The organism is Streptomyces sp. NPDC030995 (assembly GCF_055571215.1).
The window spans coordinates 22635-37240 of record NZ_JBVIFS010000017.1 but is presented as its reverse complement, the minus strand read 5'-3'; the positions used below and the strand labels follow the sequence as shown (position 1 = coordinate 37240).

17 protein-coding genes are annotated in these 14606 nt (G+C 71.7%); 4 read left to right on the top strand and 13 right to left on the bottom strand.

What is annotated here, in order from left to right; translation table 11 throughout:
* The first annotated feature begins 96 nt into the window (after window positions 1–96).
* Entirely contained in the window at window positions 97–501 is a 405-nt protein-coding gene (locus tag ACZ45T_RS24145; RefSeq protein WP_468444571.1) for a winged helix-turn-helix transcriptional regulator, read from the top strand.
* Here the strand turns inward: ACZ45T_RS24145 and mutM are convergent.
* The 10 genes from mutM to ACZ45T_RS24095 all read right to left on the bottom strand — a co-directional run bounded on the left by mutM (window position 474) and on the right by ACZ45T_RS24095 (window position 10088).
* Window positions 474–1334, bottom strand: a complete 861-nt coding sequence (mutM, locus tag ACZ45T_RS24140; protein WP_468444569.1) for a bifunctional DNA-formamidopyrimidine glycosylase/DNA-(apurinic or apyrimidinic site) lyase — start codon at window positions 1332–1334, stop codon at window positions 474–476. The two genes, ACZ45T_RS24145 and mutM, sit on opposite strands and share 28 nt — an antisense overlap.
* A gap of 88 nt (window positions 1335–1422) precedes the next feature.
* Window positions 1423–2268: a ribonuclease III gene (gene rnc / locus ACZ45T_RS24135; RefSeq protein ID WP_468444567.1), complete on the bottom strand. Its 846-nt coding sequence runs from the start codon at window positions 2266–2268 to the stop codon at window positions 1423–1425.
* 19 nt (window positions 2269–2287) lie between these two features.
* Window positions 2288–2461 carry a 50S ribosomal protein L32 gene (gene rpmF / locus ACZ45T_RS24130; RefSeq protein WP_003965982.1) on the bottom strand — a complete coding sequence of 58 codons (174 nt, stop codon included), beginning with the start codon at window positions 2459–2461 and terminating at the stop codon, window positions 2288–2290.
* Window positions 2462–2463: 2 nt separating this feature from the next.
* Window positions 2464–3114, bottom strand: coding sequence for a YceD family protein (locus ACZ45T_RS24125; protein WP_468444778.1), 651 nt, complete (start codon window positions 3112–3114; stop codon window positions 2464–2466).
* 140 nt (window positions 3115–3254) lie between these two features.
* Window positions 3255–4280 carry a DivIVA domain-containing protein gene (locus ACZ45T_RS24120; protein WP_468444565.1) on the bottom strand — a complete coding sequence of 342 codons (1026 nt, stop codon included), beginning with the start codon at window positions 4278–4280 and terminating at the stop codon, window positions 3255–3257.
* A gap of 103 nt (window positions 4281–4383) precedes the next feature.
* On the bottom strand, window positions 4384–4863 hold the full coding sequence (gene coaD, locus ACZ45T_RS24115; RefSeq protein ID WP_468444776.1) for a pantetheine-phosphate adenylyltransferase: 480 nt from the start codon (window positions 4861–4863) through the stop codon (window positions 4384–4386).
* Window positions 4864–4877: 14 nt separating this feature from the next.
* On the bottom strand, window positions 4878–5456 hold the full coding sequence (rsmD, locus tag ACZ45T_RS24110; RefSeq protein WP_468444563.1) for a 16S rRNA (guanine(966)-N(2))-methyltransferase RsmD: 579 nt from the start codon (window positions 5454–5456) through the stop codon (window positions 4878–4880).
* Between the two features lie 43 nt (window positions 5457–5499).
* On the bottom strand, window positions 5500–7707 hold the full coding sequence (recG, locus tag ACZ45T_RS24105; RefSeq protein ID WP_468444561.1) for an ATP-dependent DNA helicase RecG: 2208 nt from the start codon (window positions 7705–7707) through the stop codon (window positions 5500–5502).
* 59 nt (window positions 7708–7766) lie between these two features.
* On the bottom strand, window positions 7767–8252 hold the full coding sequence (locus tag ACZ45T_RS24100; protein WP_468444559.1) for a hypothetical protein: 486 nt from the start codon (window positions 8250–8252) through the stop codon (window positions 7767–7769).
* Between the two features lie 150 nt (window positions 8253–8402).
* Window positions 8403–10088: a DAK2 domain-containing protein gene (locus ACZ45T_RS24095; RefSeq protein ID WP_468444557.1), complete on the bottom strand. Its 1686-nt coding sequence runs from the start codon at window positions 10086–10088 to the stop codon at window positions 8403–8405.
* A 206-nt stretch (window positions 10089–10294) separates the two neighbouring features.
* Between ACZ45T_RS24095 and rpmB the strand changes: the two genes are divergently transcribed.
* Window positions 10295–10480: a 50S ribosomal protein L28 gene (gene rpmB / locus ACZ45T_RS24090; RefSeq protein WP_007266795.1), complete on the top strand. Its 186-nt coding sequence runs from the start codon at window positions 10295–10297 to the stop codon at window positions 10478–10480.
* An 88-nt stretch (window positions 10481–10568) separates the two neighbouring features.
* Here the strand turns inward: rpmB and thiD are convergent, their stop codons facing one another.
* Window positions 10569–11369 (bottom strand): bifunctional hydroxymethylpyrimidine kinase/phosphomethylpyrimidine kinase, encoded by an 801-nt coding sequence (gene thiD, locus ACZ45T_RS24085; RefSeq protein WP_468444555.1) that lies wholly within the window; start codon window positions 11367–11369, stop codon window positions 10569–10571.
* A complete protein-coding gene (locus ACZ45T_RS24080; protein ID WP_468444553.1) occupies window positions 11366–12349 on the bottom strand; it encodes a thiamine-phosphate kinase in 984 nt (327 codons plus the stop codon). Before ACZ45T_RS24080 ends, thiD begins: the two co-directional genes overlap by 4 nt.
* A gap of 245 nt (window positions 12350–12594) precedes the next feature.
* On the opposite strand from ACZ45T_RS24080, the gene ACZ45T_RS24075 reads away from it, so the two are divergent.
* The gene (locus ACZ45T_RS24075; RefSeq protein WP_030011290.1) at window positions 12595–12828 is read left to right on the top strand and encodes an Lrp/AsnC family transcriptional regulator; all 234 of its coding nucleotides are present in this window, start codon (window positions 12595–12597) and stop codon (window positions 12826–12828) included.
* Window positions 12829–12851: 23 nt separating this feature from the next.
* Window positions 12852–13343 carry a DUF3515 domain-containing protein gene (locus ACZ45T_RS24070; protein ID WP_468444550.1) on the top strand — a complete coding sequence of 164 codons (492 nt, stop codon included), beginning with the start codon at window positions 12852–12854 and terminating at the stop codon, window positions 13341–13343.
* Window positions 13344–13422: 79 nt separating this feature from the next.
* Here ACZ45T_RS24070 and ACZ45T_RS24065 read toward each other — a convergent pair whose 3' ends face one another.
* Window positions 13423–14580, bottom strand: coding sequence for a D-alanine--D-alanine ligase family protein (locus ACZ45T_RS24065; protein WP_468444548.1), 1158 nt, complete (start codon window positions 14578–14580; stop codon window positions 13423–13425).
* Window positions 14581–14606 lie beyond the last annotated feature (26 nt).

The window sequence follows — 14606 nt, the reverse complement described above, 5'->3', positions numbered from 1 at the left end:
CGCTGCACGGAACGTGGGGCGACGAGAGAAAGAGAAGCACTAACTTTTCGAAAGCGCAAGCTGTGAGTTAGCGCTGCCTGGAGGTACGCTTGAGTCATGGAGACCCCTGCCTGTACCGAAGCGGCCGCATCCGACCTGCCGTTCGACGTGTTCGCGCGCGCCTGCCCGTCCCGGGAAACGCTGGAGCACGTCACGGGACGCTGGGGCAGCCTGACCGTGGGCGCGCTGCGCGAAGGCTCGTGCCGCTTCAACGAGCTGCGCCGCCGGGTGGAGGGCGTCAGCGAGAAGATGCTCTCCCAGACCCTGCACGCGCTGGAGCGCGACGGCATCGTCCACCGCGAGGCGCAGCCGACGAACCCGCCGCGCGTCGACTACGAACTGACCCCGCTCGGCATCGAGGTCGCGGACCGGCTGCTCGCGCTCATCCACTGCCTGGAGGGGAACATGCCGGTGGTGCTGACCGCCCGGGAGTCCTACGACGGGACGCGCGGCGGCCGCTGACAGCGCGGGCAGAAGTAGCTCGACCGGTTCATCCACGGCCGGCGCCGCATCGGCGTACCGCAACGCCGGCAGGGCTCGTCCTCGCGCCCGTAGGCGTCGAGCGAGCGGTCGAAGTACCCCGACTCCCCGTTCACGTTGACGTACAGGCTGTCGAAGCTGGTGCCGCCGACGGCGAGAGCGGCGTTCATGACGTCCCGGACATGGCCGAGGAGTTCCGCGCTCCGGGGGCGCGTGAGGTTGGCCGTCGGGCGCTCGTAGTGCAGCTTGGCGCGCCACAGCGCCTCGTCCGCGTAGATGTTGCCGACCCCGCTGATCAGGGACTGGTCCAGCAGCGCCCGCTTGACGGTGCTCCGCTTGGCGCGCAGCGCGAGGTGGTAGGCCACCTCGTCGAAGAGCGGGTCCAGGGGGTCCCGCGCGATGTGCGCGATGACGTCGGGCAGCCCCTCGGGGGTGTTCTCGTGCAAGGAGAGCCCTCCGAAGGTCCGCTGGTCCACGAAGCGCAGCTCGGTGCCGGCCTCGTCGTCGAACCGCACCCGGATCCGCAGGTGCTTCTCGTCCGGGGCGTCCTGCGGCTGTACCAGCAGCTGTCCGCTCATCCCGAGGTGCCCGAGCACGGACAGGTCCCGCCCTTCCAGGGGCAGCCACAGGTACTTGCCGCGGCGCTGCGGGACGCCGATGGTCTCCCCGCGCAGCCGCGCCGCGAAGTCGGCCCCGCCGCCGGGATGACGCCGTACGGCCCGCGGGTGCAGGACCTCCACGGCCTCGACGGTCCGCCCGGCCACCCAGCGCTCCAGTCCCCGCCGCACGACTTCTACTTCGGGCAGCTCGGGCACGGGGTACCTCCGGTGGGGTGCGGATCGGGTGAACAGGACCGCCCGCCCCTGCGAGGCAGGGGCGGGCGGGGAAATCCCGAAGGAAGGGTCAGGCGTCCGGCGCCGGGTCGGCGGGAGTCGGCACCCCGCCGTCCTCGGCCTCGGCCGGAGCCGGGGCCTCGGCCGGAGCGGCGGCGGCAACGGCAGCCGCCGCGATCCGCTCGTCCGCCGCGGCACGGATCCCGCGCCAGGCGGACTCCGCAGCCTGCTGTTCCGCTTCCTTCTTGCTGCGGCCGGTGCCGGTGCCGTACGAGACACCACCGACGCGAGCGGCAGCAGTGAAGGTCTTCTCGTGGTCCGGACCGGTCTCGGTGACCAGGTATTCCGGTACGCCAAGACCTTCGGCCGCCGTGAGCTCCTGGAGACTGGTCTTCCAGTCCAGGCCGGCCCCGAGGTTCGAGGACTTCTCGATGAGCGGGTCGAAGAGCCGGTGAACCAGCTCCGAGGCCGCGTCGAGGCCCTGGTCGAGGTAGACCGCGCCGATCACCGCTTCAAGGGTGTCGGCGAGGATGGAGGCCTTGTCCCGGCCGCCCGTGCCCTCTTCGCCCCGGCCGAGCCGGATGAAGGAGCCGAGTTCGAGGCCGCGCCCGACCTCCGCCAGTGCGCGCGAGTTGACCACCGCGGCCCGAAGCTTGGCCAGCTGGCCTTCGGGGAGATCCGGGTGGGTCGTGTACAGCGTGTCCGTGACCACCAGGCCCAGCACGGAGTCCCCGAGGAACTCCAGCCGTTCGTTGGTGGGCAGACCGCCGTTCTCGTACGCGTACGAGCGGTGGGTCAGTGCACGCACCAGAAGGGCGGACTCGAGTTGATACCCGAGCCGCCCTTCCAGAAGCGTGTGGGACGAGGCCGCGTTGTTACTGTCTGCCTGCTTCTCAGCGTTGGACAGCTCAGACATTGCGCCTCTCACCAGCCGCTCAGACCTCGAGGACCTGGCGCTTGTTGTAGGTGCCGCAGCTCGGGCACGCAATGTGCTGGAGCTTCGGCTCCTGGCAACGCTCACACGAAACCAGGGTGGGGACCGCAGCCTTCCACTGCGACCGGCGGTGGCGCGTGTTGCTGCGCGACATCTTCCGCTTCGGAACAGCCACGGCTACTTCTCCTGCTTCTCGGCGGCGCCCTGAACTCCGTCAGAGGCAGTGCCGCTCATGTTGTCCTTCTCGTCGTCCTGATCGGTCACGACGAGTCCTTGCAATGCCGCCCAACGGATGTCGACGGCGTCATGGTGGTGGTCCGGGTCGTCGTTCAGGCTGAGCCCGCAATCGGGGCACAGTCCGAGACAGTCCTCCCGGCACACCGGCTGCAGCGGCAGTGCGAGCACCACCACGTCGCGCAGCACGGGTTCGAGGTCGAACAAACCGTCCTCGAGGAAGAGCGTGTCCTCGTCGTCCTCGGCGTCGTCGGCCGGCTCCGCCTTTGAGCGGCTCCGGTCGTCGGCGTCAGGGTACGAGAACATCTCCTGGAAGTCCGCCTTGAGCTCGCGCTCGACGGCCTCCAGACACCTTACGCACTCCCCCACGGCCGACGCACGGGCGGTGCCTGTGACAAGCACCCCTTCCATGACCGACTCCATGCGGAGGTTGAGCTTCAGCGGGGCGCCTTCCGGCACTCCGATGACGCCGACGAGACCGAGGTCCGCCGGTGCCGCGATCTCGCGGGACAGCCGCTGCATGGCACCAGGACGCCGACCCAGCTCGTGCGTGTCGAACACGAGGGGGTTGCGGTGGTCGAGGCGGGTATTCAGGGCCGTTCCTGCTTTCACAGATCGTTGAAGATCAAGTCCTGCCGCTCAAATGAGGTACTTAAGGGCAGCATGGATCGCGGTGCATACGCGCGACCGAAGAGCCAGGATACCCGGAGCCGCGCCCAGCGCCCAATCCGCTGCTAGCGCCCCTGTTCGTACTGGCGCAGCTGCTCCAGGTTGATCATGCTCGTGTCGAAGAAGCTGGTCTCGTCGAGCGAGGGCTGCTGCTCCTGGTGCTGCTGAGGCTGCTGGTAACCCGCGTAGGGGTCCGGCTGCTGCTGGTACCCCGAGTAGGGGTCGGGCTGCTGCTGGTAGCCGCCGTACGGGTCCTGGTAGGCGTAGGCGTCCTGCTGCTGGGCGGCGGGCTGCTGGTAGCCGTACGTGTCGTACACCGGCTCCGGCTGCGCCGGGATCGGCACCGGCACCGGCACCGGCTGGGGATCGGCCAGCCCCGCCAGGAAGTCCGCGTCGCTCGCCGAGCGCGACGGCTGCCCCGCCGCCGCGTCCTGGGCGGCCATGTGCGCGCCGAGGTCGTCCGTGGGCACCCGGCCCAGCAGCTTCTGACGGCCGCGGCCCACGGCCTCCAGGGTCTTGGAGAGCACCGCCTCGAAGGTCGCCAGCTTGGTGTCCACGTAGGCGTCCGCCTGCTGCCGCTGCGTCTCGGGGTCGTGGCTGCGCTCGGGCGCCTCGGCATCCGCGTAACCGTGCTCGTCCAGCCCCGGGCCGCGGCCCAGCAGCTTCTCCCGGCCGCGGTCCACCGACCCGATGGTCTTGGTCAGCACGACCTCGAAGTTCGCGAGCTTGCTGTCGACGTAGTCGTCGGCCTCGGCCCGGATCTCGGCGGCCTCACGGCGGGCCTCGTCGAGGATCCGGTCCGCCTCGGCCTGGGAGCGCCGCGCGATCTCGGTGTCGGAGATCAGCGAACCGCGCTGGTTGTGGGCCGCGTCGATGATCCGCTCCGCCTCCTGGCGGGCCTCCTCGACCATCTGCTCCCGGCCGCCGATGAGCTCTTGGGCCTGCGCGAGCGAACCGGGGAGTGCGCTGCGCACCTCTTCGAGCTGGGCGAGCAGCTCGGCGCGGTTGATCACGCAGGAGGCCGACATGGGCATGGACCGGGCGCCGCCGACGGCCGCGACGATCTCGTCGAGCTTCTTCTGCACGTCCATGGGGGCTCGCACTCTCTCGGCCTCAGGCGGTTCCTGAGACGGACGGGACGACTGTAAGGCCAGCGGGCGGGCCCCCGACACCGACTGACGGCTCGTCAGGCGGTCAGCGGTTGCGCAGCCGCTCCAGGAGCGCCGCGTGGACGTGCGCCGGAAGCAGGTGGGCGACGTCGCCACCCCAGGTGGCGACCTCCTTGACCAGCGAGGAGGACAGGAAGCTGTAGGTGGGGATGGTCGGCACGAACAGCGTCTCGACGCCCGACAGGCCCATGTTCATCTGGGCCATCTGGAGCTCGTAGTCGAAGTCGCTGACCGCGCGCAGGCCCTTGACGATGGCCGGGATGTCCCGCTGCTTGCAGAAGTCGACGAGCAGTCCGCGGAAGGCCTCGACCTCGACGTTGCCGTAGTCGCCCACCGCCTCGCGGATCATCTCGATCCGCTCCTCGACGGTGAACAGGCCCTGCTTCGACTCGTTGATCCCCACGGCGACGTGCACGACGTCGTAGAGCCTGGAGGCGCGTCCGATGATGTCGAGGTGTCCGTTGTGGATGGGATCGAAGGACCCCGGACAGACGGCGCGGCGCAACTGAACTCCCTCGTTCATGAGTCTTCGCTGGTGAAAGCGGCGCGGCCGTACCAAAGGGTGCCCTCGCCGTACTTGCGCGACCGGAGCGGCTCGAAGCCCTCGGGCCACGGGAAGGCACCGCTCCTGGTGCTGCGCTCCACGGTGGCGAGCGCATCGTCCGTGAGCCAGCCATTGGCCCGGAGTGTGAGGAGGATCTCCTGGAGTTCGGCGCTGTCCACGGCGTACGGCGGGTCCAGGAAGACGATGTCGTACGGGTCCCCGCTCGCGGTGCCCGCCACGATCTGCTCGGCCTTGCCCGCCCGGAATTCGGCGCCGGGCAGGCCCAGCGTCTTGATGTTGTCCCGGATCGCCTTGGCGGCCTTGGCGTCGGCCTCGACGAGCAGGGTGTGGGCCGCCCCGCGGGAGAGTGCCTCCAGGCCGACGGCGCCGGAGCCCCCGTACAGGTCGAGCACCCGGGACCCCTCGACGCCGTGCAGCGACTCCCAGGTGGAGAACAGGCCTTCGCGCATCCGGTCCGAGGTCGGCCGGGTGCCGGTGCCGGGAGGCACGGCCAGCCGTCGCCCGCCGGCGCTGCCGGCGATCACGCGGGTCATCTGGGGGTCCTTCAATCTTCGGGGACAACGGGCACTCCCATTGTCAGCCCTTCTCCAGGTACTGCTCCCGCTCGGTGTCCAGCAATGCGTCCAGGGCGGTGCGCAGGCCCGGCAGCCGCTCCAGCTCCGGATCGGCCGCGACCACGCGGGCGGCCTCCTCGCGGGCCTGGGCGATGACCTCCTCGTCCTCGATGACGGACAGCACCCGCAGCGAGGAGCGCACCCCGGACTGGGCCTGGCCCAGCACGTCGCCCTCGCGGCGCTGTTCCAGGTCGATCCGGGAGAGTTCGAAGCCGTCGAGGGTGTCGGCGACGGCGGTCAGCCGGGCCCGGGCGGGGCTCGCCTCGTGCATCTCGCTGACCAGCAGGCACAGGCCCGGTGCGGAGCCGCGGCCGACGCGGCCGCGCAGCTGGTGGAGCTGGGAGACGCCGAAGCGGTCGGCGTCCATGATCACCATGACGGTGGAGTTCGGGACGTTCACCCCGACCTCGATGACGGTGGTGGCGACCAGCACCTTGACCTCGCCGGCCGCGAAGCGGCGCATGACGTCGTCCTTGTCGGCGGGGTCCATCCGGCCGTGCAGCACCTCGACGCTGAGGCCGGCCAGGGGGCCGCGTGAGAGCTGCTCGGCGATGTCGAGGACGGCGAGCGGGGGCCGCTTCTCGGCCTCGTCCTCCGCGGAGGCCTTCTTCTTCGGCTCCTCCTCGTCGCCGATGCGGGGGCAGACCACGTACGCCTGGTGACCGTTCTCCACTTCCTCGCGGACCCGCTCCCAGGCCCGGGCGAGGAAGTGCGGCTTGTCCTTGGCGGGCACCACGTGCGTGGCGATCGGCGAGCGCCCGGCGGGCAGCTGGTCGAGGACGGAGGTCTCCAGGTCGCCGAAGACGGTCATCGCGACCGTGCGCGGGATCGGGGTCGCGGTCATCACCAGCAGGTGCGGGGGTTGCTTGCCCTTGGACCGCAGCGCGTCGCGCTGCTCCACCCCGAAGCGGTGCTGTTCGTCGACGACGACCAGCCCGAGGTCGTGGAACTGCACCTTGTCCTCGATCAGCGCGTGCGTGCCGATCACGATCCCGGCCTCGCCGGTGACCAGGTCGAGCAGGGCCTGGCGCCGCGCGGGCATCCCCATCGACCCGGTGAGCAGCACCACCTTGGTGCCCTGGTCGGAGCCGCCGAGCATCCCTCCCTCGGCCAGCTCGCCCATCATCTCGGTGATGGAGCGGTGGTGCTGCTGGGCGAGCACCTCGGTGGGCGCGAGCATCGCCGCCTGCCCCCCGGAGTCCACGACGGTGAGCATGGCCCGCAGCGCGACCAGGGTCTTTCCCGAGCCGACCTCGCCCTGGAGGAGGCGGTGCATGGGGTGGCTGGTGGCCAGGTCGTCGAAGATCTCCTTCGAGACGGCCTGCTGGCCCTCGGTGAGGGTGAAGGGGAGCTTGGCGTCGAAGGAGTCGAGCAGGCCGCCGGGGCTGGGGCGGCGGGGGACGGCCGGGAGTTGGGAGTCGGCGTGGCGGCGGCGGGCCAGGGCGACCTGGAGGACGAAGGCCTCGTCCCACTTCAGGCGCTGGCGGGCGTCCTCGATGTCGGCCTTGGTGGTCGGCCGGTGGATCTTCAGCAGGGCTTCGGTGAGCGGGACCAGCCCGCGGCCCTCGCGCAGGGCGGCGGGAAGCGGGTCGACGACCTCCTGCGCGCTGGGCAGCACGGCGTCCACGCACTTGGCGATCTTCCAGGACTCCAGCTTCGCGCAGGCCGGGTAGATCGGGATGAGCTGGTTGGCAAAGGCGGCGGCCGCGTCGGACTCGCCGGCCTCCTTGCCCAGCGGCTCGTACGCGGGGTGGGCCAGCTGGAGCTTGCGGTTGAACATGGAGACCTTGCCCGCGAACATCGCGCGGCTGCCGGGCAGCAGGTCCTTGTGCGGCTTGTGGACGCCGGCGCCGAAGAAGACCAGCTGGAGGCGCCCGCTGCCGTCGGTGATGGTGACTTCGAGGCGCTTTCCGCCGCCGCGGCTGCCCTGGTAGGTCAGCAGCCGGGCGTCGGCGACCTGCGCGACGACGGTCACGTGCTCGTCGATCTGGTCGGCGAGCTCGGCCAGCGCGGTCAGTTCACCGCGCTCGGCGTACCGCCGCGGGTAGTGGTGGAGCAGGTCCAGGGCCGTGTGCAGGCCGAGCTGCTCGGCCAGCACCTTGGCGGTGGCGGGTCCGAGCGTCTTCTTGAGGTCTTCGTCGAGCGCGGGCACGTGTTCATTGCACACCATGGCGCCGACAACCGGGGCGCAGGCGGCTCGCGCGCGCCCCGGCAGCGGACCGATGGTGATCAGCAGGGGCGGTTCGAGGCGCTGACGGCCACGCTGACCGAGCCGCCGTGACCGGACAGCGTGAGGGTGTTGTAGCCCGAGGTGGGCAGGAGGTAGTAGACGGGCTGCAGGGTCACCGTGACCCCCGCCGGGATGCCGCTCGGCGCGGACAGGTTCACGGACTGCGTGGTGCCCGACGCGCTGGGCACGTAGCCGGAATCGGAGAAGACCTGGAGGCCCTGGTACGAGGCTCTGGAGACGCTGAAGGTCCACGTGCTGCCGGCCGGGACACCGGTCGAGGCGATCGTGAAGGCCAGCTTGCGGTTGTAGGACGGGCCCGTGCAGGTCCAGCCCAGGGCGGCGGACTCGATGGCCGCGGGGCCCGTCCCGGCGGTCTCCGCGGCGCCGGCCGTCCCGCTGCCGCAGAGCAGGGTCGCCGCCGACAGCGCGAGAGCGCCCGCCGCGGATGTCAGCCGGCGGCGCGTGCGTCCGGAAGTGATCTGCATGATCTGTCTCCTCCCCGCCGCCGCGTGCGGGCGGCGATCCGTGGGCCCGGCTGTTCGCGGCCCGGCGCAACGTAACGAAGGAAGGTCCGATTCCGGGCCCCGAACCGGAAATCCTGCGCTCTAAACCCCGGATCGACGGGAGGATCTACGCTATTCCACCCCGATGAGGAGCGGCGCCGAGTACCGGCCGCCCCGGTAGGTGACGGTGTCGACGGCCAGGTGGCCGTGCTGCACGTACGCCTCCAGGCGCTCGGCGACGGCGTCCGGCACCTCGGGTCCCAGGACCAGGGTGACGAGTTCGCCGCCGGAGCCCAGCATCCGTTCCAGGACGGCTTCTGCGGTCTCGGTGAGGTCCGAGCCGATCACGGCGACGTCGCCGTCGATGAGGCCGAGCACGTCGCCGGCCTGGCAGATGCCGGCCGAGGTGAAGGACTGCCGTTCGGCGACGGCCAGTTCCCCGTACCGGGTGGCGCCGGCCGCCGCGGTCATGGCGACCACGTCCTCGTCGAAGGTGCCGTCCGGGTCGTGCACGGCGAGGGCGGCCAGGCCCTGGACCGCGGAGCGGGTGGGGATCACGGCCACCCGTACGCCGTCGACGCGGGCCTGTTCGGCGGCCGCGGCCGCGGTGGGGCGCAGCTCAGCGCCGCCCGGCAGGAGCACCACCTCGCGGGCGTGCGCGCGGCGGATGGCGTCGACCAGTTCGGCAACGGCCAGGGGTTCCCCGGGGCGCACGAGCACGGTGGTGGCGCCCGCCTCCCCGCACAGGGCGGCCAGGCCCTCGCCGGGGACCACGGCGACCACGGCCCGCTGGGCGCGCTCGCCGCGGGCCCGGCGCCGCTCGTCCCCGAAGTGCGTGATCCGTATCCGGTACGGCCGTCCGGCGACGACTCCGGCCTCCACGGCCGCGCCGGGGTCGTCGACGTGGACGTGGACGTTCCACAGCCCGTCGCCGCCGACGACGACCAGGGAGTCGCCCAGCCCGTCGAGGCGCTCGCGCAGTTCGCCGACGGCCGTCTCGGAGGCCTCCAGCAGGTAGATCACCTCGTACGCGGGTCCGTCCGCCTCCTGCTCGCAGGGGTCCTGCGACTGCGGTACGGGCACGGCCCGGCCGCGCACCGGCTCGGCGGCCGGCTCCTGGCCGGACAGCGCCTGCCACAGGGCCCCGAGTACGGCGACCAGTCCGCAGCCCCCGGCGTCGACCACCCCGGCCCGGCCCAGCGCGGCCAGCTGTCCGGGGGTCTCGGCGAGGGCGGCGCGGGCCGCGTCGTAGGCGGCCCGGGCCACGTCGGCCGCGTTCCCGGCGGCGGCTCCGGCCGCCTCGCCGGCCCGGGCGGCGGCGCCGGCGACGGTGAGCATGGTGCCCTCCACCGGGTGCGCGACGGCCGCGTACGCCTCCTCCGCGGCCCGGGTCAGCGCGCGGGCGAGCAGCGTGCCGGGCGCCCGCTCCTCGGGCTGTCCGCCGAGCACGTCGGCCACTCCGCGCAGCAGCTGCGCCAGGATCGTCCCGGAGTTCCCGCGGGCGCCGACGAGCGCCCCGTGCGCCCAGGCCCGTACGGCCTGGTCCAGGGAGGTCCGCGCTGTGCCCTCGGTCACCTTCCCGAAGGCCGCGGTCAGTGCGAGGTCGGCCGATTCGGCGGTGAGGTAGAGGTTGGTGCCGGTGTCCGCGTCGGCGACCGGGTAGACGTTGATCGCGTCGATGTCCTCGCGGGCCCGGCCCAGTGCGGCCAGGGCCAGCGAACTCCAGGTGCGCACCGCTTCGGCGTCGAGCTCGTCAGTGGGCTGCGGCTGCGGCTCGTGGGGCACCGGGCGTTCCTCCTTGTGCGGGCCAGGGTTCACCGCAGGGTAACGAAGGACTGCTTGGACGTCCGGACCGCGGGGCGGGGGCAGCGGCGGCCGTGGTAGTTTTCTTGGACGGACGCAGTCGTTGTATGCTGCTCCGGTTGCCCGGCGAGAGTCGGGCCATTCCCCGGCAAACCACTTCAGACCTCTGAATCCGGTGCGCCGGTTTCACTGTAATTGCATCTGAAGTCTTGGAGTGACCTGTGGCTGCCAACTGCGACGTTTGCGCCAAGGGGCCGAGCTTCGGCAACAACATCTCCCACTCGCACCGCCGCACCTCGCGTCGCTGGAACCCGAACATCCAGCGCGTCCGTGCCGTGGTCAATGGGACGCCGAAGCGCCTCAACGCCTGCACCTCGTGCATCAAGGCCGGCAAGGTCTCGCGCTGACGCCTCCCGTCGTAGCGCAGCCCTTTCCGGTTGCCCTAAAGGCCGGTTCACCTCTGGTGAACCGGCCTTTTGCCTTGTCCGGCGGGGCTCAGCGCCACTGCCAGGCGTGATCCACCGGGCCGATGCCCCCGCCGAGTGCGAAGCCGGCGGCGATGGCGCCCGTGACGTACTCCTTGGCGGCCGTGACGGCCTCCGGGACGGCCAGGCCCTTGGCGAGGCCCGCCGCGATGGCGCTGGCCAGGGTGCAGCCGGTGCCGTGGGTGTGCCGGTTGTCGTGGCGGGGGGCGCGCAGCCACCGCTCCTCGGTTCCGTCGGTGAGCAGGTCCACGGCCTCGTCGCCGTGCGCCACGAGGTGGCCGCCCTTGATCAGCGCCCAGCGCGGCCCGTAGCCGAGGATCGCGTCGGCGGCCCGCCGCATGTCGTCCTCGCTCTCCACCAGCACACCGGTGAGCTGCGCCACCTCGTCCAGGTTGGGCGTGGCCACGGTGGCCCGCGGCAGCAGCTCCTTGCGCACGGCGTCCAGCGCCGAGGCGGCGAGCAGCGCGTCCCCGTGCTTGGAGACCCCGACGGGGTCGACGACGGCCGGGGCCGGGGTGCCGCAGAGCAGTTCGGCCACCGTCTCCACGAGGACTGCGGAGGAGAGCATCCCGGTCTTGACGGCCCGGACGCCGATGTCGTCCACGACGGCCCGGTACTGGGCCGTCACGGCCTCGGCGGGCAGCTCCCAGGCTCCCCGTACCCCGAGTGAGTTCTGCGCGGTCACGGCGGTCACCACGCTCATGCCGTGCACGCCGAGCGCCAGCATGGTCTTGAGGTCGGCCTGGATGCCCGCGCCGCCGCCGGAGTCGGATCCGGCGACGGTCAGGCACAGCGGCGGCGCGAGGCTCACGCCGAACCGTCCTGGGCGGCCGGGTCGGCCCCGAAGTGGTCCCAGCCGCCGGTGCTGGTCCAGGGCGCGCCGTCCACGGTCACCTGGGGCAGCGCGGAGCGGTTGAGCACCTCGCCGATGACCTTCCAGCGGGCCGGGAGCTTCACGTCGGGCGGGAAGGTCGCCACGATCGCGTGGTCCTCTCCCCCGGTGAGCACCCACTGGAGCGGGTCCACGCCGACGGCCTGCCCGATGTCGTGCATCTGCGTCGGGATGTCGACGGCCGCCGAGCGCAGGTCGATCCGTACCTTGCTGGCCTCGGCGATGTGCCCGAGGTCGGCGATCAGGCCGTCGCTGACGTCGGTCATGGCGGTGGCGCCGAGCCCGGCGGCCGCGGGGCCCGCGTGGTACGGCGGCTCGGGGCGCCGGTGCGCCTCCACGAACGCCCGCGGGGAGCGGAAGCCGCGCGAGAGCACGGCGAAGCCCGCCGCGGACCAGCCCAGCCAGCCGGTCACGGCGACGACGTCGCCGGGCTGGGCGCCGGAGCGCAGGACGGGCTCGTGGTTGCGCAGGTCACCGAGGGCGGTGATCGCGACGGTGATGACGTCCCCGCGGACGACGTCCCCGCCGACCACGGCCGCGCCGGCGACCTGGCACTCGTCGCGGATGCCGTCCATCAGCTCGGTGGGCCAGGTCACCGGGAGTTCGGCCGGGACGACGAGGCCGAGCAGCAGCGCGGTCGGCACCGCGCCCATGGCGGCGATGTCGGCGAGGTTCTGCGCGGCGGCCTTGCGGCCGACGTCGTAGGCCGTGGACCAGTCGCGCCGGAAGTGCCGGCCCTCCAGCAGGATGTCGGTGCTCGCCACGACCCGCCGGTCGGGGGCCGACACGACCGCGGCGTCGTCGCCCGGTCCGAGCCGGACCGCCGGGGTGGTGGTGAGCCGTGAGGTGAGCTCCCTGATCAGCCCGAACTCCCCCAGCTCGCCCACAGTGCCCTTCATCGCTGTGCCCCTTCTTGCCCAGTCCGCTTGCGGTCGCGAGCCGTCACAGCTCTGGGTACCGTCAACAGATACGTCAACTTCTGCTCTCCGTACGCCCCGCTGTGCGTGGCGCCGGGCCCGCAGGTCTCCCCGCGGCGCACGGCGACGCGGTACCGTGGCGTCCCTTCTTCCCCCGGCCCCTTCCATCGTGTGGGGCCCACCCGAAGGTTAGGGGAAATGATCCTCGTGGCCGCCCTGGAGGTTCCGTGGTACAGGCGTACATCCTTATCCAGACCGAGGTGGGCAAGGCGTCGTTCGTCGCCGAGTCCATCGGCCAGATCCCGGGGGTGATCCAGGCCGAGGACGTGACGGGTCCGTACGACGTGATCGTGCGCGCCCAGGCCGACACCGTGGACGACCTCGGCCGCATGGTCGTGGCCAAGGTCCAGCAGGTGGAGGGGATCACCCGCACCTTGACCTGCCCGGTGGTCCATCTGTAGCCCCCGTCTACTCTTGGCCGGTGATGTCCCTCCACCGCCGGCCCCTCCGTGTCCTGGCCGTGCTGGCCGTACTGGCCCTCGCGGCTTGCTCCCCGGGTGGTTCCGAGGCCCGGGTCGGCCCTCCGCCCACGCCGCCCGCCGACATCGCGGGGCTCTGTGCAGCGCTGCACAAGGAGCTCCCGGAGACGGTGGCCGGCCTGGCGCGGACCCCGACCGAACCGGAGTCCGATCTGACCGCCGCGTGGGGCGGCTCGGCGATCGTACTGCGGTGCGGTATCCCCAAGCCCCCCAAGATGGCGGATCCGAAGCAGGACGGCGTCCACGTGAACGGAGTGGCCTGGCTGCTGGAGAAGCTCGACGACGGTGCGGGCGGCGGGTTCCGGTTCACCACCGGTCTTCGGCTGGCGTACACGGAGGTCCGGGTCGACAAGGAGCATGCCACGGATGCGGGGATGCTGGTCGGACTGTCCACGGCGATCGCCGCGACCGTTCCCGAGGGCATCTCCTCCTACTGAACACCGAACGCACCGCCGCCCGCCGGCCATGCCTTTCAGGGCGGGCCGGCGGGCGGTCGGCTGTGCGGGTCGGCGGGGCCTAGCGCAGGCCGGTGGAGCGGCGCAGGGCGGCCTGGATCAGGCGGTCGACCAGCTCCTGGTACTCGACGCCCGACTTCTGCCACATCAGCGGGTACATGGAGATCGGCGTGAAGCCCGGCATCGTGTTGATCTCGTTGATGACGAACTCGCCGTCCTCGGTGAGGAAGAAGTCGGCGCGCACCAGGCCCTCGCAGGACGCGGCGTCGAAGGCCTCGACCGCGAGCCGCTGCACCTCGGCGGTCTGCTCCGGGGTGAGCGGGGCGGGCACGATCCCGGACGCCGAGTCGATGTACTTCGCCTCGAAGTCGTAGAAGTCGTGGCTGGATACCGGCGGGATCTCGGCGGGCACGCTCGCGCGCGGCCCGTCCTCGAACTCCAGGACCCCGCACTCGATCTCGCGGCCGCGCAGCAGCGCCTCCACGAGGATCTTCGGGTCGTGGCGCCGGGCCTCGCGGATCGCCGCGTCCAGGCCGGAGGCGTCGTCGACCTTGGTGATGCCGATGGAGGAGCCGGCCCGGGCGGGCTTGATGAACAGCGGCCAGCCGTGTTCGGCGGCGAAGTCCAGGATCCTGCCCTTGGCGGCGTCCCGGTCGGCTTCCCACTCGCGCGGGCGGATGGTCACGTACGGGCCGACGCGCAGCCCGAAGGACGTGAACACCCGCTTCATGTAGTCCTTGTCCTGGCCGACGGCCGAGGCGAGGACGCCCGAGCCGACGTACGGGATGCCGGAGAGCTCCAGGAGGCCCTGGAGGGTGCCGTCCTCGCCGTACGGGCCGTGCAGCACGGGGAAGACGACGTCCACCTCGCCCAGGGCCTTCGGGACGGCGCCCGGCTCGGTGTAGACGACCTGGCGGTTGGCGGGGTCGACCGAGAGCACGACGGCGCCGTCGTCGGAGTCGGAGAGCTCCTCGACGCTGGGGAGCTTGCTGTCCGCGATGGCCATCCGCTCGGGCTCGTCGGCGGTCAGCGCCCATCGGCCGTCCGTGGTGATGCCGATGGGCAGCACCTCGTACTTGGAGCGGTCGATGGAGCGCAGCACGGCGCCCGCCGTGACGACCGAGATGGCGTGTTCCGAGCTGCGGCCGCCGAACACGACGGCCACGCGGGGCTTGCGGCCCTGCTGCTCAGGGGTCTGGGGGAGGTTCTCGCTGCTCATATCGCCACGAGAGTACCCGCTCAGGC

Bases quoted from the DNA above. Each gene is read 5' to 3' on its own strand.
- ACZ45T_RS24145 (WP_468444571.1), top strand. From the start codon at position 97: ATGGAGACCCCTGCCTGTACCGAAGCGGCCGCATCCGACCTGCCGTTC.
- rnc (WP_468444567.1), bottom strand. From the start codon at position 2,268: ATGTCTGAGCTGTCCAACGCTGAGAAGCAGGCAGACAGTAACAACGCG.
- ACZ45T_RS24120 (WP_468444565.1), bottom strand. From the start codon at position 4,280: ATGGACGTGCAGAAGAAGCTCGACGAGATCGTCGCGGCCGTCGGCGGC.
- rsmD (WP_468444563.1), bottom strand. From the start codon at position 5,456: ATGACCCGCGTGATCGCCGGCAGCGCCGGCGGGCGACGGCTGGCCGTG.
- recG (WP_468444561.1), bottom strand. From the start codon at position 7,707: ATGGTGTGCAATGAACACGTGCCCGCGCTCGACGAAGACCTCAAGAAG.
- ACZ45T_RS24100 (WP_468444559.1), bottom strand. From the start codon at position 8,252: ATGCAGATCACTTCCGGACGCACGCGCCGCCGGCTGACATCCGCGGCG.
- ACZ45T_RS24080 (WP_468444553.1), bottom strand. From the start codon at position 12,349: ATGAAGGGCACTGTGGGCGAGCTGGGGGAGTTCGGGCTGATCAGGGAG.
- ACZ45T_RS24070 (WP_468444550.1), top strand. From the start codon at position 12,852: ATGTCCCTCCACCGCCGGCCCCTCCGTGTCCTGGCCGTGCTGGCCGTA.
- ACZ45T_RS24065 (WP_468444548.1), bottom strand. From the start codon at position 14,580: ATGAGCAGCGAGAACCTCCCCCAGACCCCTGAGCAGCAGGGCCGCAAG.